This is a genomic window from Xanthobacter agilis (assembly GCF_021730435.1).
GTDB lineage: Bacteria > Pseudomonadota > Alphaproteobacteria > Rhizobiales > Xanthobacteraceae > Xanthobacter > Xanthobacter agilis.
Window position 1 is genome coordinate 41414 of the sequence record NZ_JABWGX010000022.1, and the last position, 17344, is coordinate 58757.

Sequence of the window (17344 nt, forward strand, 5' to 3'; positions counted from 1 at the left end):
GCAAGGCCGCCCCTTTTTGCGTCTCGCCGGGGGCGGCCCGCACCCGACGCGCTGAAGAAAAACGCGCGCCCATGACCTATATCAATAGAAGTCGAGCACTCTTGCTGTAATATTCAAGCATTATGCCGTGACATGCTCGGATGCGCCGGACCACGACCGCATCGGAGCCAAGCGCTTCATGCCATAGTCTGCCGTGCACCACACTTTACCCCTACGCTGCATCCGCAACGATCAGGCTTCGCCCGCCCAACAGCCGCCCGCAGGGATCGGCACGGGGCGCCGCGGGCGCGCCGCCGCGGCGGCGGCCCTCGTTTCGGGCAGCGCCGCCTCTGGCCGCTTTTGGAGGACCGCACATTGAAGAGCGTCGAAGAATTTCTGGCTTACGCAGCCAAGCTCGAGGAAGAAGCCGCCCTGCGGTTCGGCGAGCTCGCCGACGCCATGGAGAGCTGCGGTAACAGCGATGTGGGCCAGCTGTTCCGGCGCCTGTCCGACTATTCGCGCATGCACCTGTCCGATGCGCGGGCGCGTGCCATGTATCGCGACATCCCGGACCTGAAGCCCGCCGAATTCCAATGGCCGGACCTGGAAAGCCCGGAAACCGCCCATATCTGGGCCGCCGACCCGTTCCTCGGCCATGCGCAGGCGCTGGAGATCGCGCGCGAGGCGGAAGAAGCCAGCCGCGACTATTACAAGTCGATCCTCGACACCACCGACGATCCCGAGATCAAGGCCCTCGCGAAGGAGTTCTTCGACGAGGAATCCGAGCATGTCCGGGAAATCCACAAGTGGATTGCCGCCTCCAAGGAAGGCCGGCGGGCCACCGCCGGCTGAGACATCCTTCGGTTCCGGTTCTGGAGCCGCCGGAGGGTGGCGGCTCCGGGATCAAGGCCGCGCCGATGATCTCCGCGCCGGCAAGCGGAGATCATCGGCGCGGCCATTCGTTCGAGCTGGCGGCGGATCAGAACAGCTTCATGCCGGGCGGCAGGGAGAGGCCGCCGGTGAGGCCCTGCATCTTCTCCTGCATCACCCGTTCCGCCTTGGCGCGGGCATCGCCCAGGGCGGCGACGATGAGGTCTTCCAGGATCTCGCCCTCGTCCGGCTTCATCAGCGAGGGGTCGATGCGCACCGCCTTGCATTCGCCCTTGGCGGTGACGCGCACGGTGACGAGCCCGCCGCCGGAGGCACCTTCGACCTCGATCGCGTCGAGCTCGGCCTGCATCTGCTGCATGCGCTCCTGCAGCTCCTTGGCCTGCTTCATCATCCCGAACAGGTCGCGCATGGGCTCATCTCTCCTCTTTCAATATTCGATCTCGTCATCCGGGCCGGGGCCGGCATAGGCGTCTTCCTCGGCCGGGGGCAGAGCCGCGCCGGCGTCGTCGTCGCGGGTGCGCACATCCACCACCTCGGCGCCGGGGAAGCGGGCGAGCACCGCCGCCACCAGGGGATGGGCGCGGATGCCCTCCTCCCGCTCGGCGCGGCGGGCCTGCTTTTCCTCCGCCAAAGTGGAACCGCCCTCGTCCTGGGACAGGGACACGAGCCAGCGCCGGCCGGTCCATTCGGTGAGCTTGCGGGCGATGTCCTGCACCACCAAAGCGTTGCCGCCGGGGGCGAGGGCCAGCTCGATATGCCCTTCCTCGAACTTCACCGGGCGCACCTGGGTTTCCACCGCCAGCTTCAGCATCAGGTCGCGCTTTTCGCTGGCGAGCGCCACCACATCCGCAAGGCTGGAGAGGCGCGGCCCCGCCTCCACCGGCGCCGCCATGGCACGGGCCGGCGCCGGCTGCGGCAGCGCGGTGGCGGTGGCCAGCGACAGGCGGGCGCCGCCGCCCCCACCGCCGGACGGCGCGGGGCCGGGCGCGGGTGACGGGGCGGGCTGATCCTTCAGCCGGCGCAGGGCTTCGTCGGGGGTGGGCAGATCGGCGGCATAGGCAAGGCGCACCAGCACCATTTCCGCCGCCTGCACGGGCTTGGGCGCCTGCTGCACCTCGCCGATGCCCTTCTGGAGCATCTGCCACGCCCGCGCCAGGACGCGCATGGACAGGCCTTTGGCCATCTCGCCGCCGCGCACCCGCTCGGCCTCCACCAAGGCGGCGTCATTGGCCGCCTCGGGCACGATCTTCAGGCGGGTGACGAGATGGGTGAATTCGGCGAGATCGGTGAGGATCACCGCCGGGTCGGCGCCGGAATCATACTGGTCACGAAAGTCGTGGAGGGCGCGGGGCATGTCGCCTTTCATCAGCGCCTCGAACAGGTCGATCACCCGGCCCTTGTCTGCGAGGCCCAACAGGCGCCGCACCTCTTCCGCCGAAACCTGCCCGCCGCCGTGGGCGATGGCCTGGTCGAGCAGCGAGAGGCTGTCGCGCACCGAGCCTTCGGCCGCCCGCGCCACGATGGAGAGGGCTTCCGCCTCGATGGCGACGCCTTCCTTGGCGCAGATGCCCTTGAGGTGCTCGGCCAGCACGCCGGCTTCCACCCGCCGCAGATCGAAGCGCTGGCAACGGGAGAGCACGGTGACGGGCACCTTGCGGATCTCGGTGGTGGCGAAGATGAATTTCACATGCTCGGGCGGCTCCTCCAGCGTCTTCAACAGGCCGTTGAAGGCGGCGGTGGAGAGCATGTGCACTTCGTCGATGATATAGACCTTGTAGCGCGCCATCACCGGGCGGTAGCGGGCGCTCTCGATGATCTCGCGGATGTCGTTGATAGAGGTGTTGGACGCCGCGTCCATCTCCATCACGTCCACATGGCGCGATTCGATGATGTCGCGGCAATGCCTGCCGGGCACGTCCAGGTCGAGGCTCGGCCCGCCCGGCGCGCCATCCATGGGCTCGTAATTCAGGGCGCGGGCGAGGATGCGGGCGGTGGTGGTCTTGCCCACCCCGCGCACGCCGGTGAGGATATAGGCCTGGGCGATGCGGCCGGAGGAAAACGCATTCCGCAAGGTGCGGACCATGGCTTCCTGGCCGATGAGGTCCTTGAAATTCTGCGGCCGGTATTTGCGCGCCAGCACCCGATAGGCGCCCATCCCCGGCGCCGGCGCGGGGGGCGCGGCAGCAGGGGCGCCGAAATCAAGGCCGGGGCCGTCATGCTCCGGTGGCGCGCTCACGGGGGCATCAAGGTCGTCGCGGGGGGTGTCGCTCATGGTGCCATACATAAAGCATCCCGGCCCGCGCCGCCACGCGGCGGGGGCGCCGACGCCCGTCTTCCACCGGCGCCGGAGCCATTGCGCTCAGCGAAGGGGTGTCACTTGGCCTTGGTGAGCACGTCGAGATCGCCCACCCGCACGCAGACATAGCGGCGGAAGCCCTGGTCGAACTCGCCTTTGGCCTTGGTGTCGAGCTTCGTCGGCACATTGCGGGCGATGGAGGCCTTGCAGGCATCCTCGGTGGGGTAAGCGGCTTCCTTCACCACATGCACGTCGGGACCGGACAGGGCATTCACGAGGAGAATGGCGACGACCCACATAAGCAAGCTCCCAGGCGTTGACGCCCGCCTCATCTAGCCGCCAATCGGAGCAGGATTGCGACAGCCCGCGCCATCCACAGCCGCGCGCAGCGCCCGCAGAGACGAGCGACGCCCCCCCGATGCGGGCAGGCGCGACAAACCGGGGCCATCTTGTGAAGGAGGGGTGGGAGGCTGGACGAAGACCCGAGACCGGGCTCGTTGGGGCTGCTTCCTTCCGGACCTGACCCAGTTGGCGAGTGACTCGTCCACCGCCAACCTCCCAAGGGCTATATGGCAGGGGTGGGGGCGGGATGCAAGGGGGCATAGGAAGGCCCCGCGCGGTCCTATCTAGAGCGCTTTAGGGTATGCAGATAATCAGACAGCCACATTTAATCGCTTTCAATAGTTTTATCAATATCTTTTAAAATAGACGGCTTAGTCTCATCCATCGCGGCCGAATAGCGCTCCATTTGTATCTTCATTAAGGATCCCGGGAGTCCAAAAGAAGCAATAAACACAAAAGTCGCGAGCGCCAAAAATACAGATTCAACCCACATCCTCGCACACTCAAAATTGTCAGGTATGAGAAATGTAGATAATGCAACACCTAATGTTAATAGATACATAAAAAAAAGTATCTTTTGTCGCAATAGTTTTCTCTCAATTGTATTTTTCATCATTTGCAGTTCACGCCAGTCCTTAGCCTGACGAAGCGTTGGCTCGGATATTAGAGTTATAAGAGCTATTAGAAATCCAGCTAAGATAGAAAATATAGTTACAACTGTATTAACTGCGTCTTTATTTTTAGAGACCATCGGCTGAAAAAAATATCCGACCGCACAGGAAATAACAAGTGCGACAATTATTTTTGCCACACGCCCCCATTCTATTTCAATATTTCTCCTGTACATAGCAGTTACACCTCTAGCACGCCGCTCTCTTCAAGCTCTCTTATGTATTGGATCATAGAATCCCACGCCTGAGATACATCTATATAATTTGCCTGAGCCTCTATCCGCACCGTTTTTCTGATGGACATTTCGGATGGCGTTATTCTTGTTTCGTTATCCCGCAGATGTATCGTAAAATCATCGGCTTCTTCATCCTCAGATACCTTTCCCGCCAATAGATCTAAAGAATGACAAACGGCCGATAGGTCGCCTCCTTTTACATTAATCGTAAGTTTTACAGTTCCCTTCTCAGATTTCCTCAACTGAGCCAAATCTGCATCCCTGGCAGTCAGGGCTGTGATTGTGGAGCCCATATAGCGTCTAAAGCTGCTCCAAATTCCATGGCCATCACAATCATCTGAAATAGATTCAGCGGTAGCCGAAGCGATATCAATTTTTAGATCAATACTTTTAACTCCAATTCTTTCAATGAGAGAAATTCGGTTAGGGTTCCCAATTCTTGCTAACTCAAACTTCCTTGCGTGTTCAGGCATTTCAGCTTTAAGAAAAAGATTTGATAAGTAATTACGTAGGGCTCCGCCATTGCGCCCACAATCAAGGCAAACGACGTGGTTTTTACGTATCAGCGCCAAAAAACTAGAATTCAGGAAATTTTCGTCCGCCTCAGGCTGTCGCTCCCCCAGATCAATTTCATTGGCAGGTACCATCGGTATCGTTCCTACGCCTTGGCGATCAACATAGCGAACGCAGTGGACCGCGAACCCTCCCTGCCCATCGTCACGGCATCGCGCTCCCGCCACAGCCACTCCATCGTCGCGAACTATGGCTCGCGCGACTTGACTCGAAAAGCGAGCCCATGCAGCGCGAACTAGCTCTTCAAGGTTCTGGTCCTCTGCGAGCCAACGCGCCCGACGGTACTCCAGCGTTTTGCTAACCTGCGGCACTTCGAACGCCCCTTAAAGAAACTAATGACGCACAATGACTGCGGCTCAGCAATTCAAGCAAGGGTTGCCCACGGTGCAATCAACAATTTATCACTCCGAGCCACGACTTCGGAGATTTCCCTGCCCCGCCTTCGCGGATGTCTCGGAGGCAACCCCCTTTCCACCTCCCCTGGAAAGCGCCTTCCCGGCATCCACCGCGCTGGGCGCCGTCCGCCGCTAACCCACTGATATCCCTCACGCCCTCCCCCTGGCACGCCCCTTGCTGAAACGGTTCCAAGTTCCGCCGGCTCGTCTGGCGGGCTTAAGGTCGCGCAAGTCCGCCGGTGCGCCGGCGCAAAGCCACGGACGGTCGGCGCAGCCGAAACCGGACGCAGCAGGGGGAACGCCTGATGGCCCTCGAGACGTTTTATGAAGTCATGCGGCGGCAGGGGATTACCCGTCGCTCGTTCCTGAAATATTGCTCCCTCACGGCGGCGGCGCTGGGCCTTGGCCCCGAGTTCGCGCCCACCATCGCCCACGCCATGGAAACCAAGCCGCGCACCCCGGTGCTGTGGCTCCACGGCCTGGAATGCACCTGCTGCTCGGAGAGCTTCATCCGCTCGGCCCATCCTCTGGTGAAGGATGTGGTGCTGTCCATGATCTCGCTCGATTATGACGACACCCTCATGGCCTCCGCCGGCTACCAGGCGGAAGCGATCCTTGAAGAGGTGATGACCAAGTACAAGGGCAATTACATCCTCGCCGTGGAGGGCAACCCGCCCCTCAACGAGGACGGCATGTATTGCATCATCGGCGGCAAGCCGTTCGTGGACCAGCTGAAGCGGGTGGCCACCGACGCCAAGGCCATCATCTCCTGGGGCTCGTGCGCCTCCTATGGCTGCGTGCAGGCGGCCCGGCCCAACCCCACCCGCGCCACCCCGGTGCATGAGGTGATCTTCGACAAGCCCATCATCAAGGTGCCGGGCTGCCCGCCCATCGCCGAGGTGATGACCGGCGTCATCACCTACATGCTCACCTTCGACCAATTGCCCGCGCTCGACCGCCAGGGCCGGCCGCTGATGTTCTATTCCCAGCGCATCCACGACAAATGCTACCGCCGGCCGCATTTCGACGCCGGCCAGTATGTGGAGCATTTCGACGACGAGGGCGCGCGCAAGGGCTATTGCCTCTACAAGGTGGGCTGCAAGGGCCCGACCACCTACAACGCCTGCTCGACCGTGCGCTGGAACGACGGCGTGTCCTTCCCCATCCAGGCCGGCCACGGCTGCATCGGCTGCTCGGAGGAAGGCTTCTGGGACAAGGGCTCCTGGTATGCCCGCCTCGCCGACCTCAAGGAATCGGGCTTCGGCATTGAGAGCAACGCCGACAAGGTGGGCCTTGCCGCCGCGGCGGTGGTGGGCGGCGGCGTCGCCGTCCATGCCGCCGTCAGCGCCCTGAAGCGCGCGCAAGTCAAGCACGACACCAGCAATGGCGCCGATAAGGGAGGCGACAAGTGACCATTCAGACCCCCAACGGCTTTTCCCTCGACACCTCCGGCAAGCGCATCGTCGTCGATCCCGTCACCCGCATCGAAGGCCACATGCGCTGCGAGGTGAATGTGGATGCGCAAAACGTCATCCGCAACGCGGTCTCCACCGGCACCATGTGGCGCGGGCTGGAAGTCATCCTCAAGGGCCGCGACCCGCGCGACGCCTGGGCCTTCGTGGAGCGCATCTGCGGCGTGTGCACCGGCTGCCACGCCTTGACCAGCGTGCGGGCGGTGGAAGATGCGCTGAACATCACCATCCCCAACAACGCCTATCTCATCCGCGAGATCATGGCGAAAGTGCTCCAGTGGCATGACCACGTGGTGCACTTTTATCACCTGCACGCCCTCGACTGGGTGAACCCGGTGAACGCGCTGAAAGCCGACCCCAAGGCCACCAGCGTGCTGCAACAGTCCATCTCGGCCCATTCCAAGTCGTCGCCGGGCTATTTCCGCGACGTGCAGAACCGGCTCAAGAAATTCGTGGAGAGCGGCCAGCTCGGCATCTTCAAGAACGGATACTGGGACAACCCGGCCTATCTGCTACCGCCCGAGGCGGACCTGCTGGCCGTCACCCACTATCTTGAAGCGCTCGATTTCCAGCGCGAAATCGTCAAGGTGCACACCATCTTCGGCGGCAAGAACCCGCACCCGAACTATCTGGTGGGCGGCGTGCCCTGCGCCATCAACATGAACGGCGACATGGCCGCCGGCGCCCCGCTCAACATGGAGCGGCTGAACTTCGTGCAGTTGAAGCTCCAGGAGGCGTTCGAGTTCTCCCAGAACGTGCTGGTGCCGGACGTGATCGCCATCGCCTCCTTCTACAAGGGCTGGCTCTATGGCGGCGGCCTCTCCGGCCAGAACGTGATGGACTATGGCGACTATGCCGCCATCCAGGGCCAGAAGAAGACCGACCGCCTGCCCGGCGGCGTCATCCTCAACGGCAATTGGGACGAGATCCTTCCCATCGACCCGCGCGACCCCGATCAGGTGCAGGAATTCGTCTCGCACTCCTGGTACACCTATGGCGACGCCGACAAGGACAAGGGCCTGCACCCCTGGGACGGCATCACCGATCCCAAGTTCGATCTCGGCCCCAATTTCAAGGGCACCCGCACCGACATCAAGCAGGTGGACGAGAACGCCAAGTATTCGTGGATCAAGGCGCCGCGCTGGCGCGGCAATGCGGTGGAGGTCGGCCCGCTCGCCCGCTACATCCTCGCCTATGCCCACGGCGTGCCGTTCGTGAAGGGGCAGGTGGACGAGGCGCTGGGCCGCTTCAACAGCCTCGCCGGCACCCAGCTCACGGTGAAGCAGGCGCTGCCCTCCACCATCGGCCGCACGCTCGCCCGCGCGCTCGAGGCGCATTATTGCGCCCATATGATGCTGGACGATTTTTCCGCCCTCATCGCCAACATCAAGGCGGGCGACACCGCCACCGCCAACATGGAGAAGTGGGACCCCGCGACCTGGCCCAAGGAAGCCAAGGGCGTCGGCACCGTGGCGGCGCCGCGCGGCGGCCTCGGCCACTGGATCAAGATCAAGGACGGCCGCATCGAAAACTACCAGTGCGTGGTGCCCACCACCTGGAACGGCGGCCCGCGTGACCCCAAGGGCAATATCGGCGCGTTCGAGGCCTCGCTCCTCAACACGCCCATGGAACGCCCCGAGGAGCCGGTGGAGATCCTGCGCACCCTCCACTCGTTCGACCCGTGCCTCGCCTGCTCGACCCACGTCATGTCCGACGATGGCGAGGAGCTGGCCCGTGTCACCGTGCGCTGAAGGAGGCTGAGCCATGACCGATGCGTCACTCCCCGGCACGGCCCCGCCCCCGGCCCCCGCTCCGGCGGCGGCCGGAGCCGCTCCGGCCGAAGAGGTGGTGAAGGGTGGAAAGCAGCTGACCACCTTCTACATCTATGAAGCGCCGGTGCGCCTGTGGCACTGGGTGAACGCCCTGTGCATCGTGGTGCTGTGCATCACCGGCTACCTGATCGCCTCGCCGTTCCCGACCCTGTCGGGGCAGCCCAGCGACCATTATCTGATGGGCACCATCCGCTTCATCCACTTCTCGGCCGGCTACATCTTCGCGGTGGCCTTCATCGGCCGCATCCTGTGGGCGTTCGCGGGCAACACCTATGCCCGCGAACTGTTCACCCTGCCGGTGTGGAAGAAGAGCTTCTGGCGCGGCTTCTTCACCGAGATCGCGTGGTATGCCTTCCTGAAGCCGCGGCCGATGAAGTTCATGGGGCACAATCCGCTGGCCCAGACCTTCCTGTTCGTGGTGATGGTGCTTGGCACCATCTTCATGATCTTCACCGGGTTCGCCCTCTATTCGGAAGGCACCGGGCTCGGGAGCTGGCAGAGCCGCATGTTCGGCTGGGTCATTCCGCTGCTCGGCGGATCGATGCAGGTGCACACGCTGCATCACATCGGCATGTGGGCGATCATCCTGTTCGTCATCGTCCACGTCTACACGGTGATCCGCGAGGACATCATGAGCCGCCAGACCATGATTTCCGCTATCACCAACGGCTACCGCAGCTTCCGCGACAACGATCCGGACTGAGCCGCGAGGCAGGCCGACTGAAACCGGGGCGCGGCGCAAGCCGCGCCCTTTTCATTTGCGCCCCCCGCCCCTTCCGCCCCTTCCATCGGCCCAAGGCCGCCCCCTGGCACCATCGCGGCGCGCGCCTCGAATCCGGAATTATACTTTCCGCTTTATGGACAAATCGACCATAATCATTCCAACTGTCGCCGGACCGCCACGGTGGCGGTATGCAATGGCATCTCGAACGATCAACGCATTATCAGCCACGCGGCCGACTGGCACAGTCTTTGAATTGATCCAATTCAATTCAGGCGGCGCCAGACCGCCGCGGGAGGGTAAGGCGTAGGAGGGGGTGGTATGTCCGACCAAGGTATACACGCGCGCATCCTCGTGCTCGGCATCGGCAACATCTTGTGGGCCGACGAGGGCTTTGGCGTCCGCGTGCTGGAAGCGCTCGATCGCGACCATGTCTTCCCCGAGCATGTCACCCTGCTCGACGGCGGCACCCAGGGACTCTACCTCCTGCCCTATCTGGAAGACGCGGAAGGCGTCGTCATCATCGACGCCGTGGATTACGGCCTTGCCCCCGGCACCCTCCACATCCTGGTCGATGACGAAGTGCCCGCCGTGCTCGCCAGCCGCAAGGTCAGCCTGCATCAAACCGGTTTTCAGGAAATCCTGGGCCTGCTCACCCTGCGCGGCCACACGCCGACGCGCATCGTGCTGGTCGGCGTGCAGCCGGAGCGGCTGGACGATTACGGCGGCGGCCTCACGGCCACCGTGGCGGCCCAGGTGGAGGCCGCGGCCGCCAAGGTGCTCAAGGTGCTGCGCGCCGATTTCAACGTCTGGGTCACCGAGCGCGAGGAGACGCCCGAAGGGCTGCTTGCCGCGCCCATCGCCCGCGACCCTTACGAATCCGAGCGCCCCAGCGCCGAGGACGCGTGCCGCATCGGCGATCCGCGCATTCTCACCCGCTCCTGAAGCGCCCTCGAAGGATCGCAGATCATGTGCCTCGGCCTTCCCATGCGCATTGATGCCACCGATGGCACGTTCGCGGTCTGCTCGGCGGCGGGCCGCACCGAGCGGGTGGACCTGATCCTCGTGCCCGAGGCGCGGGCGGGCGACCATGTGCTGGTGTTCCAGGGCACCGCCCGCCGCCTGCTCGATGGGGAGGAGGCCCGCCTTATCACCGAAGCCCTCGACGGCGTGGCCGCCGTGATGGCGGGCACCGCCGATACCGCCCTCATCGACCGCGCCTTCGCCGATCTCGCCAACCGCGAGCCGGAACTGCCGCCCCATCTCGCCGCCGCTTACGCCGCCGGCCGAAAGGAAGCCTGATGTCTCAGGACGCGCTCCACCCCCTCGTGCGCCGCCTGCTCACCGAGCGCGCCTATGCCTGGCTTGAAACCGCGGAAGAGGCGTCCGGGCTCGATGCCCGCGACCTGTTCGTGCTGCTGCCGGCCCATGGCAAGGCCCATCTGGAGAGCCCCGACATCGCCGTGGTGCTGCCCGAGCTGGTGCAGGCCCTGGGTGGGGCGGAGCGCATCGGCGGCGCCGTTGCCGGCCCCAAGGCCGAAGCCAGCTATCGCGAGGCGCTGAACCTCGCATTGCCGGCCATCGTGGTGCTGCGCGGCGGGGTGCCGCTTGGCGCCATCTCCCGCATGCGGGACTGGGACGAATATCTCGACCGCCTCGGCGCGCTCCTCGGCGCGCCCTCCACCGTCACGCATTAAGCCGCCGCGCCCGCCGACAGGTTCGTCGCGAAAGGTTCGCTTCGAAAGGTCTGCCTCGAAAGGTCCATGCCGATGTCCTCCAGCCCCTTCGCCACCCAGGCCCCCATCGGCTTCGGCCCCGGCAGCCAGTCCAGCGCCGAGGATGAGGGGCTCGCCTATCTGCCCATGCCGTCCGGCATGCGCACCTTCGAGGCCCACCTGCCGGAGGTGGAGGACAAGGCCCGGTTCGCCCCTGCCCTGGCGGCGCTGAACGACATTCTGGCCGCGCTCCGGGGCTGGACGCCGGGCGCCAGCATCACCGTTCCGCTCGGCCATCTGGACCCAGCCAATCTCGCCCTGGTGGACGAGACCCTGGGCGAGGGCGAGGTGGCGGTGAAAGTCACGGCCCCCGGCCGCGCCATGGCGATCCAGGAGGCGACCTTCGCCGGCGTCTGGCGCCTGTCCGGCTCGGAAGGGGCGGACCGGGTGGAAGTGTCGGCCTTCCCACGCGGGGCCATCCTGCGCGCCCATGACGAGACCTGGGCCATCGACACCGCCCGCCTCGCCGAGATCGACGGCCCCGGCATCTTCAACGCACCCACCCTTCTGGTGGAGATCGACCACCGCGCCCGGACCCGCGCCGAGGGCGGCGCGCCCCACGTCATCAACCTGTCGCTACTGCCGCACACGCCGGAGGACCTGGCCCTGCTCGACGCCAAGCTGGGCCAGGGGGCAACCGTGGTGCTCTCGCGCGGCTATGGCAATTGCCGCATCGACGCCGCCGCGCTGAAGGGCGTGTGGCGGGTGCGGTTCTACAATTCCACCGACATTCTCATCCTCGACACCATCGAGATCTGCGATGTGCCGGAAGTCGCCTGCGCGGCGGCGGAGGACATCGCCGATTCCGCCGAGCGGCTGGTCGAAGTGCTCGAAGCGGTGGCGTGAGGGCATCATGGCAACATCGCTGTTTCCCCCATCCAGCTTCGAGGGCTCCTACCTCGGCGATCGCGCCCGGCTCTCGCCCGCCGCGCGGCTCGAGTGCAAGGTGTGCTGGCACGTCTACGACCCGGCCGAAGGCTGCGAGGCGTGGCAGGTGCCCCCCGGCACCGCCTTCAACGATCTGCCCGACCACTGGCGCTGCCCGGTGTGCGATGGCGCGCGCGACCAGTTCATGGTGCTCGACGGCGGCGCCGCCGGCACCTCCGCCGTGCGGTTGGAACCGACGCCGGAAGACGCCGCGCTCGCCCGCACCCTGGCCACCGCGCCGGGACGGTTCGAGGCGGTGTTCCAGGAGATCCACGCCGCGCGCATGAAGGGCGTGCCGTTCGTGAACGGCGCCCTGTCGGTGAAGGCGGTCGGCTTCCGCGCCCATGAAGGGCGGGTGGTCGGCGTGCTGGTGACCCCCTGGTTCATGAACATCATCCTGCTGCCGGCCCTCGGCGAGGACTGGTCCGGCCTGCCCACCGGCACCCGCGAGGAGATCGCCTTCCCCTCCGGCGCCTACGAGTTTCTCTCCGCCGAGCGCCCGGAAACCGGGCCCTACAAAGCCTGCTCCCTGTTCTCCCCCATGTTCGACTTCTCCTCCATGCTCCAGGCGGTGGAGACGGCCGAGGCGGTGATCCCGTCCCTGCTCGATCCCGCCAACCGCGCGGAGGGCACCCGCTCCGGCGAGATCCGCCGCCGCGCCGAGGCCGACGCCGCCCGCGCCGCCGAACAGGAGCGCGCGGCCGAGGACGACACCGCGCCGGCGGGTCCGCCGACCGCCCTGTCGCGGCGCGCCATGATCTTCGGGCCGGGCCTCGCGGCGCACGACGAGCCGGCGGCGCCCGCCGCCGGGGCCGGGACGGACACCCGGCCATGACCCATTCCCCCCGCCCCGGCACCACCCTCCAGCGCCTGACCATCGTGTGCGATCCCGCGCACGGGTCTCAGCCCTGGCGCTTCGTGCGTGAGGCGGGGGTGGACCCGGCGCGGACGCTGGAGGGCCGACCGGTGGAGGAGGCCGCCGGCCTCGCGCCGCGCATCTTCAACCTGTGCGGGGCCGCCCACGGTTATGCCGCCGCGCGCGCCCTGGGCTTCGCCGCCGTGGCGGATGCACCGGCCATGGCCCGCGAAAGCGTGCGCGACCATGCCCTCGCCATTTTCCACACCTGGCCCGGCCTGCTCGGCGGCGCGCCCGATCGCGACGCCCTGCGCGCCCTATCGCAGCCCGGCCCGGAGGGGGCGGCGGCCTTGCGGCGGGCCTTGGTGGGTGCGCGCCTGCCCGATCGCGACTTCGGGAACCTGTCGTGCGCCGCGCTCGGGGCCTGGCTCTGCGCCGGGGAGACCGCCACCGCCCGCATCCTCAGCCGGCTGCGGCGCGAGGTGGACCCGGCCGAAGGCCGCGCCGGCCTACCCGAGCTGACCACCGTCGATCTGGCGCGGGCGCTTGAGAGCGCCGCGCCGGACGATGCCCCCCTGGCCCTGCGCGAGACCGGCGCCCTGAGCCGCATGGCCGGCACGCCGCTGTTCGCGGCCCTGATCGCGGCCGAAGGGCCGAGCCTGTTCGTGCGGCTGCTGGCGCGCCTCGCCGACCTGCTGGCGCTGCTGGAGGCGCCCCCCCAAGCTGCGCCCACTGCCTCAGCGCCCACCCGCGACGCGCCCGAGGGGCTGGGCTTTGCCGATGCCGCGCGGGGACTTCTCGGCCATGGCGCGCGCGTGGATGGGGGCCGGGTATCGCGCTATCGCATCCTCTCCCCCAGCGCCTGGAACCTCGCGCCCGGCGGCCTGCTGGAGCGCGCCATCGCCGCGCTCGATCCGTCCGGCGCCCAGGCGCAGCTGTTGGCGCACTTCCTGGTGTCGGCGATCAATCCCTGCGTGCCGGTGCGCCTCGACGTCACGGGAGCGCTGCGGCATGCATGAGATGGCCCTGTGCGAAAGCCTCCGCAGCGCGCTGGAAGAGGCCGCGCGGACGCAGAATTTCTCGAAGGTCACGCGGGTCCGCCTGGCCGTCGGCCGCTTCGCCGGGGTCGAGGTGGAGGCGCTGCGGTTCGGCTTCGACGTGGTGATGAAGGGCTCGCTGGCGGAGGGCGCGGACCTCGTCGTGCTCGACGAGCCCGGCACCGCCTGGTGCTTCGGCTGCAACGACACGGTGCCGCTCGCCCATCGGCTCGACCCCTGCCCCAAGTGCGGCGGCGAACGCCTGCTGCCCAACGGCGGCACTGAAATGACCATCAAAGACCTGGAGGTGATGTGATGTGCACGGTTTGCGGCTGCGGCGGCGACGGCGCCACCATTTCCGAGGCCCACGGCCCACACGGGACGCATGAGCATGGGACGCATGAGCACGGGGCGCATGAGCACCAGCATGCTCATGGACACGAGCATGGCGCGCACACGCATACCCATGCGGACGGCACCACCCACAGCCATCCCCACAACCACCACGACGACCATCACCACGATGACGCGCGCGGCCATGCGCAGGAGCACGGCGCTACGGGCGACGATCACGATGCAGTGACCAAGCCGGGCGGACCGGTGTACAGTCGGGCGCAGGACATTCCTCCAGCCTCCGCGCCGCAGCATGCATCTCGCTCTCACGCTCATCACGGCGGCCATCACCACCCTGACGATCATCGTCATCATGGTGGTGATCACCCGCCGGCGCCGACCCTCGACTACGGACAGGGCCCCGCACGGGCTCACGCACCCGGTCTCAGCCAAGCCCGAATGGTCGAGATCGAAACCTCAATCCTCGCCAAAAACGACGGCTACGCCGCAGATAACCGGTCCCGCCTGGAAGCCGCCGGGATCCTCGCGCTCAATCTCCTCTCCGGCCCGGGGGCGGGCAAGACCACGCTCCTCGTCGAAACGCTGAAGGCGGTCGCCGCCCGCGTTCCCTGCGCCGTCATCGAAGGCGACCAGCAGACCGACAACGACGCCGCGCGCATCCGCGCCGTCGGCGTGCCGGCGGTGCAGATCAACACCGGCAAGGGCTGCCACCTCGACGCCCACATGGTCGGCCATGCGCTGGAAAAGCTGCCCCTGCCGGAAGGCGGCGTGCTGTTCATCGAGAATGTGGGCAACCTCGTCTGCCCCGCCGCCTTCGACCTTGGGGAAGCCCGCCGCGTGACCCTGATCTCGGTCGCGGAGGGGGACGACAAACCCCTGAAATATCCCGACATCTTCGAGAGCGCCGACCTTGTGCTCATCACCAAGGCCGACCTTGCGCCCCATGTGGACGCGGACCTTGCCACGCTGGAGCGCAACATTGCCCGCGTGAATCCCCAAGCCGAGATCCTGCACGTGTCCGCCCGCGGCGATGGGGGGCTCGCCAGCTGGATCGCCTGGCTCGACGGGGCGCGCGCCGCCCGCCTCGACGCCCTCGCCGCGGCAGCCGAAGCCCGCGCCCGAACGCTCCGCGCCGCCGCCGGCGTGCTGCGGCCGGTGTCGGCCGCCCAGGCGAAGGACGCCTGAGATGATCCGCCGCCCCGCGCTCCTGGTGGTGGACGATGAGCCGCGCTCGGTGGAGGTCATCGCCCGCGTGCTCGATGAAGAGTTCGACGTCTTCACCGCGCACGACGCGGACGAGGCCCGCCGCATTCTGGAGAACGAGTGGATCCAGGTGATCTTCTGCGACCAGCGCATGCCCGGCACCTCGGGCGTGGTGCTGCTGACGGAGGTGCGCGAGCGGTGGCCGGACATCCTGCGCATCATCGTCACCGGCTACAGCGAGCCGGAGGACATGATCGGCGCCATCAACGCCGCCGGCATCTACCAGTTCATTCCCAAGCCCTGGCATCCGGACCAGCTGCTGCTGGCCGCCCGCAATGCCGCCCACCTGTTCGCGCTGCAGCGCGAGCATGAGCGGCTCAGCCTGGAAATGAAGCTCTCCGCCGCCACCGCCGAGGCGCGGCTCGCCGCGCAGCGGGAGCGGGTGGCGCAGATCTTCCATTTCGACACCCTGATCCGCGCCCCCGGCAGCCCCCTGTCGCAGACCTGCGCGCGCGCCGCGCAGGTGGCCACCTTCGACGTGCCGGTGCTGATCCACGGCGAGACCGGCACCGGCAAGGAACTGCTGGCGCGCGCCATCCATTATTCCAGCCTGCGCTCGGACCGGCCGTTCTTCGCCGTCAATTGCGGGGCGATCCCGGACGATCTGCTTGAATCCGAGCTGTTCGGCCACAAGAAGGGGTCATTCACCGGCGCCCACGTGACCCGCATCGGCCTGCTCGACCAGGCGGACGGCGGCACCATCCTGCTCGACGAGATCGGCGACATCTCCCCCGCCTTCCAGGTGAAGCTGCTGCGTTTCCTGCAAGAGGGCGAAATCCGCCCGGTCGGCTCCAACGAGTCCAAGCGGGTCAACGTGCGCGTGCTCGCCGCCACCCATCGCGACCTTCATGGCGAGGTGGGGCGGGGCAGGTTCCGGGAGGATCTCTACTATCGCCTGTGCGCCATGGTGCTCACCCTGCCGCCCCTGCGCGCGCGGCGCAGCGACATTCCGGTGCTGGCGCAGAGCATCCTCGACGCCCTGAGCGCCCAGCACGGCAAGCGCGCCAAGGGCTTCAGCGCGGAAGCGCTGGGCTGCATGACCGCCTATGACTGGCCCGGCAACGTGCGCGAACTGCAAAACGAAGTCACCCGCATGCTGGTGCTGGCGGAACGCGACGTGCTCGGGGCCGACCTGCTCTCGCCCCATGTGCTGCGCGTCGCCGCCGCCACCACCGCCAAGGCGGAACCGGAGATCATCGCCTTGCCGGACAGCGGCCCGCTGAAGGACCGCATTGAGCGGATGGAAGCCTCCATCCTCACCGAAACCCTGGTGCGCTGCCGCTGGAACAAGAGCCGCGCGGCGGAGGAGCTGGGCCTGTCGCGGGTGGGCTTGCGCGCCAAGCTCGACCGCTACGGCATCGCCCGCGGCGCCACCTTCGCCAATTCGCACTGACGCGAACAAGGAGAGCCACCATGTGCCTCGGCATTCCAGGACGCATCGTCGCCGTCGCCGACGAAGAGGCCATGCTGTGCGTGGTGGATGTCTCCGGCGTCCGCCGCACGGTGGACGTGGTGTGCGTGGCCACGCCCGACGCGCCGCTCGACACCCTCGTGGGGCGCTGGGTGCTGGTGCATGTGGGCTTCGCCATGAGTGTCATCGACGAGGACGAGGCCGCCGCCACCCTCAAGGTGCTGACCGAGATCGGCGAGGCGGCGGCGGAGATGGAGGCGCTGGCCAGCGGCAGCCTCGATCCCCTCGCCACGCCCGCGGCATAGGAGCCTCC

Annotated in this window: 19 protein-coding genes and 1 other RNA gene; 14 read left to right on the top strand and 6 right to left on the bottom strand. The window is 66.5% G+C overall.

What is annotated here, in order from left to right; genetic code table 11:
* The first annotated feature begins 354 nt into the window (after window positions 1-354).
* On the top strand, window positions 355-831 hold the full coding sequence (locus HUW53_RS15680; protein ID WP_237346701.1) for a ferritin-like domain-containing protein: 477 nt from the start codon (window positions 355-357) through the stop codon (window positions 829-831).
* Between the two features lie 127 nt (window positions 832-958).
* On the opposite strand, the gene HUW53_RS15685 is transcribed toward HUW53_RS15680, so the two are convergent.
* From HUW53_RS15685 to HUW53_RS15710, 6 genes are all read right to left on the bottom strand, one after another.
* Entirely contained in the window at window positions 959-1279 is a 321-nt protein-coding gene (locus HUW53_RS15685) for a YbaB/EbfC family nucleoid-associated protein (protein ID WP_237346702.1), read from the bottom strand.
* A gap of 18 nt (window positions 1280-1297) precedes the next feature.
* Window positions 1298-3142, bottom strand: coding sequence for a DNA polymerase III subunit gamma/tau (locus HUW53_RS15690; protein WP_370877762.1), 1845 nt, complete (start codon window positions 3140-3142; stop codon window positions 1298-1300).
* A gap of 101 nt (window positions 3143-3243) precedes the next feature.
* A complete protein-coding gene (locus HUW53_RS15695; protein ID WP_237346703.1) occupies window positions 3244-3465 on the bottom strand; it encodes a hypothetical protein in 222 nt (73 codons plus the stop codon).
* 162 nt (window positions 3466-3627) lie between these two features.
* Window positions 3628-3726, bottom strand: an RNA gene (gene ffs / locus HUW53_RS15700) — signal recognition particle sRNA small type.
* A 107-nt stretch (window positions 3727-3833) separates the two neighbouring features.
* The gene (locus HUW53_RS15705; protein ID WP_237346704.1) at window positions 3834-4355 is read right to left on the bottom strand and encodes a hypothetical protein; all 522 of its coding nucleotides are present in this window, start codon (window positions 4353-4355) and stop codon (window positions 3834-3836) included.
* 5 nt (window positions 4356-4360) lie between these two features.
* On the bottom strand, window positions 4361-5062 hold the full coding sequence (locus HUW53_RS15710) for a hypothetical protein (RefSeq protein ID WP_237346705.1): 702 nt from the start codon (window positions 5060-5062) through the stop codon (window positions 4361-4363).
* Window positions 5063-5685: 623 nt separating this feature from the next.
* On the opposite strand from HUW53_RS15710, the gene HUW53_RS15715 reads away from it, so the two are divergent.
* From HUW53_RS15715 to HUW53_RS15775, 13 genes are all read left to right on the top strand, one after another.
* Window positions 5686-6795 carry a hydrogenase small subunit gene (locus tag HUW53_RS15715; protein ID WP_237346746.1) on the top strand — a complete coding sequence of 370 codons (1110 nt, stop codon included), beginning with the start codon at window positions 5686-5688 and terminating at the stop codon, window positions 6793-6795.
* Window positions 6792-8606: a nickel-dependent hydrogenase large subunit gene (locus tag HUW53_RS15720; protein ID WP_237346706.1), complete on the top strand. Its 1815-nt coding sequence runs from the start codon at window positions 6792-6794 to the stop codon at window positions 8604-8606. Before HUW53_RS15715 ends, HUW53_RS15720 begins: the two co-directional genes overlap by 4 nt.
* 13 nt (window positions 8607-8619) lie before the next feature.
* Window positions 8620-9390 carry a Ni/Fe-hydrogenase, b-type cytochrome subunit gene (gene cybH, locus HUW53_RS15725; RefSeq protein WP_237346707.1) on the top strand — a complete coding sequence of 257 codons (771 nt, stop codon included), beginning with the start codon at window positions 8620-8622 and terminating at the stop codon, window positions 9388-9390.
* Between the two features lie 339 nt (window positions 9391-9729).
* The gene (locus tag HUW53_RS15730; protein ID WP_237346708.1) at window positions 9730-10353 is read left to right on the top strand and encodes a HyaD/HybD family hydrogenase maturation endopeptidase; all 624 of its coding nucleotides are present in this window, start codon (window positions 9730-9732) and stop codon (window positions 10351-10353) included.
* A gap of 24 nt (window positions 10354-10377) precedes the next feature.
* Window positions 10378-10710 (top strand): HypC/HybG/HupF family hydrogenase formation chaperone, encoded by a 333-nt coding sequence (locus HUW53_RS15735; RefSeq protein ID WP_237346709.1) that lies wholly within the window; start codon window positions 10378-10380, stop codon window positions 10708-10710.
* Window positions 10710-11105 (top strand): thioredoxin domain-containing protein, encoded by a 396-nt coding sequence (locus tag HUW53_RS15740; protein ID WP_237346710.1) that lies wholly within the window; start codon window positions 10710-10712, stop codon window positions 11103-11105. Before HUW53_RS15735 ends, HUW53_RS15740 begins: the two co-directional genes overlap by 1 nt.
* A 72-nt stretch (window positions 11106-11177) precedes the next feature.
* A complete protein-coding gene (locus tag HUW53_RS15745) occupies window positions 11178-12029 on the top strand; it encodes a hydrogenase expression/formation protein (RefSeq protein WP_237346711.1) in 852 nt (283 codons plus the stop codon).
* A gap of 7 nt (window positions 12030-12036) precedes the next feature.
* A complete protein-coding gene (locus tag HUW53_RS15750; protein WP_237346712.1) occupies window positions 12037-12945 on the top strand; it encodes a [NiFe]-hydrogenase assembly chaperone HybE in 909 nt (302 codons plus the stop codon).
* A complete protein-coding gene (locus HUW53_RS15755) occupies window positions 12942-13985 on the top strand; it encodes a nickel-dependent hydrogenase large subunit (RefSeq protein WP_237346713.1) in 1044 nt (347 codons plus the stop codon). Before HUW53_RS15750 ends, HUW53_RS15755 begins: the two co-directional genes overlap by 4 nt.
* Window positions 13978-14319, top strand: coding sequence for a hydrogenase maturation nickel metallochaperone HypA (hypA, locus tag HUW53_RS15760; RefSeq protein ID WP_237346714.1), 342 nt, complete (start codon window positions 13978-13980; stop codon window positions 14317-14319). Before HUW53_RS15755 ends, hypA begins: the two co-directional genes overlap by 8 nt.
* Window positions 14319-15542: a hydrogenase nickel incorporation protein HypB gene (gene hypB / locus HUW53_RS15765; protein ID WP_237346715.1), complete on the top strand. Its 1224-nt coding sequence runs from the start codon at window positions 14319-14321 to the stop codon at window positions 15540-15542. Before hypA ends, hypB begins: the two co-directional genes overlap by 1 nt.
* Window position 15543: 1 nt before the next feature.
* Entirely contained in the window at window positions 15544-17013 is a 1470-nt protein-coding gene (locus tag HUW53_RS15770) for a sigma-54-dependent transcriptional regulator (RefSeq protein WP_237346716.1), read from the top strand.
* A gap of 20 nt (window positions 17014-17033) precedes the next feature.
* Complete coding sequence (locus HUW53_RS15775; protein ID WP_237346717.1) at window positions 17034-17336, top strand: HypC/HybG/HupF family hydrogenase formation chaperone; 303 nt, start codon at window positions 17034-17036, stop codon at window positions 17334-17336.
* Window positions 17337-17344 lie beyond the last annotated feature (8 nt).

Coding starts and splice junctions, on each gene's coding strand:
- HUW53_RS15685 (WP_237346702.1), bottom strand. CDS start 1,279: ATGCGCGACCTGTTCGGGATGATGAAGCAGGCCAAGGAGCTGCAGGAG.
- HUW53_RS15690 (WP_370877762.1), bottom strand. CDS start 3,142: ATGAGCGACACCCCCCGCGACGACCTTGATGCCCCCGTGAGCGCGCCA.
- HUW53_RS15695 (WP_237346703.1), bottom strand. CDS start 3,465: ATGTGGGTCGTCGCCATTCTCCTCGTGAATGCCCTGTCCGGTCCCGAC.
- HUW53_RS15705 (WP_237346704.1), bottom strand. CDS start 4,355: ATGTACAGGAGAAATATTGAAATAGAATGGGGGCGTGTGGCAAAAATA.
- HUW53_RS15710 (WP_237346705.1), bottom strand. CDS start 5,062: ATGGTACCTGCCAATGAAATTGATCTGGGGGAGCGACAGCCTGAGGCG.
- cybH (WP_237346707.1), top strand. CDS start 8,620: ATGACCGATGCGTCACTCCCCGGCACGGCCCCGCCCCCGGCCCCCGCT.
- HUW53_RS15730 (WP_237346708.1), top strand. CDS start 9,730: ATGTCCGACCAAGGTATACACGCGCGCATCCTCGTGCTCGGCATCGGC.
- HUW53_RS15735 (WP_237346709.1), top strand. CDS start 10,378: ATGTGCCTCGGCCTTCCCATGCGCATTGATGCCACCGATGGCACGTTC.
- HUW53_RS15740 (WP_237346710.1), top strand. CDS start 10,710: ATGTCTCAGGACGCGCTCCACCCCCTCGTGCGCCGCCTGCTCACCGAG.
- HUW53_RS15745 (WP_237346711.1), top strand. CDS start 11,178: ATGTCCTCCAGCCCCTTCGCCACCCAGGCCCCCATCGGCTTCGGCCCC.
- HUW53_RS15750 (WP_237346712.1), top strand. CDS start 12,037: ATGGCAACATCGCTGTTTCCCCCATCCAGCTTCGAGGGCTCCTACCTC.
- HUW53_RS15755 (WP_237346713.1), top strand. CDS start 12,942: ATGACCCATTCCCCCCGCCCCGGCACCACCCTCCAGCGCCTGACCATC.
- hypA (WP_237346714.1), top strand. CDS start 13,978: ATGCATGAGATGGCCCTGTGCGAAAGCCTCCGCAGCGCGCTGGAAGAG.
- hypB (WP_237346715.1), top strand. CDS start 14,319: ATGTGCACGGTTTGCGGCTGCGGCGGCGACGGCGCCACCATTTCCGAG.
- HUW53_RS15770 (WP_237346716.1), top strand. CDS start 15,544: ATGATCCGCCGCCCCGCGCTCCTGGTGGTGGACGATGAGCCGCGCTCG.
- HUW53_RS15775 (WP_237346717.1), top strand. CDS start 17,034: ATGTGCCTCGGCATTCCAGGACGCATCGTCGCCGTCGCCGACGAAGAG.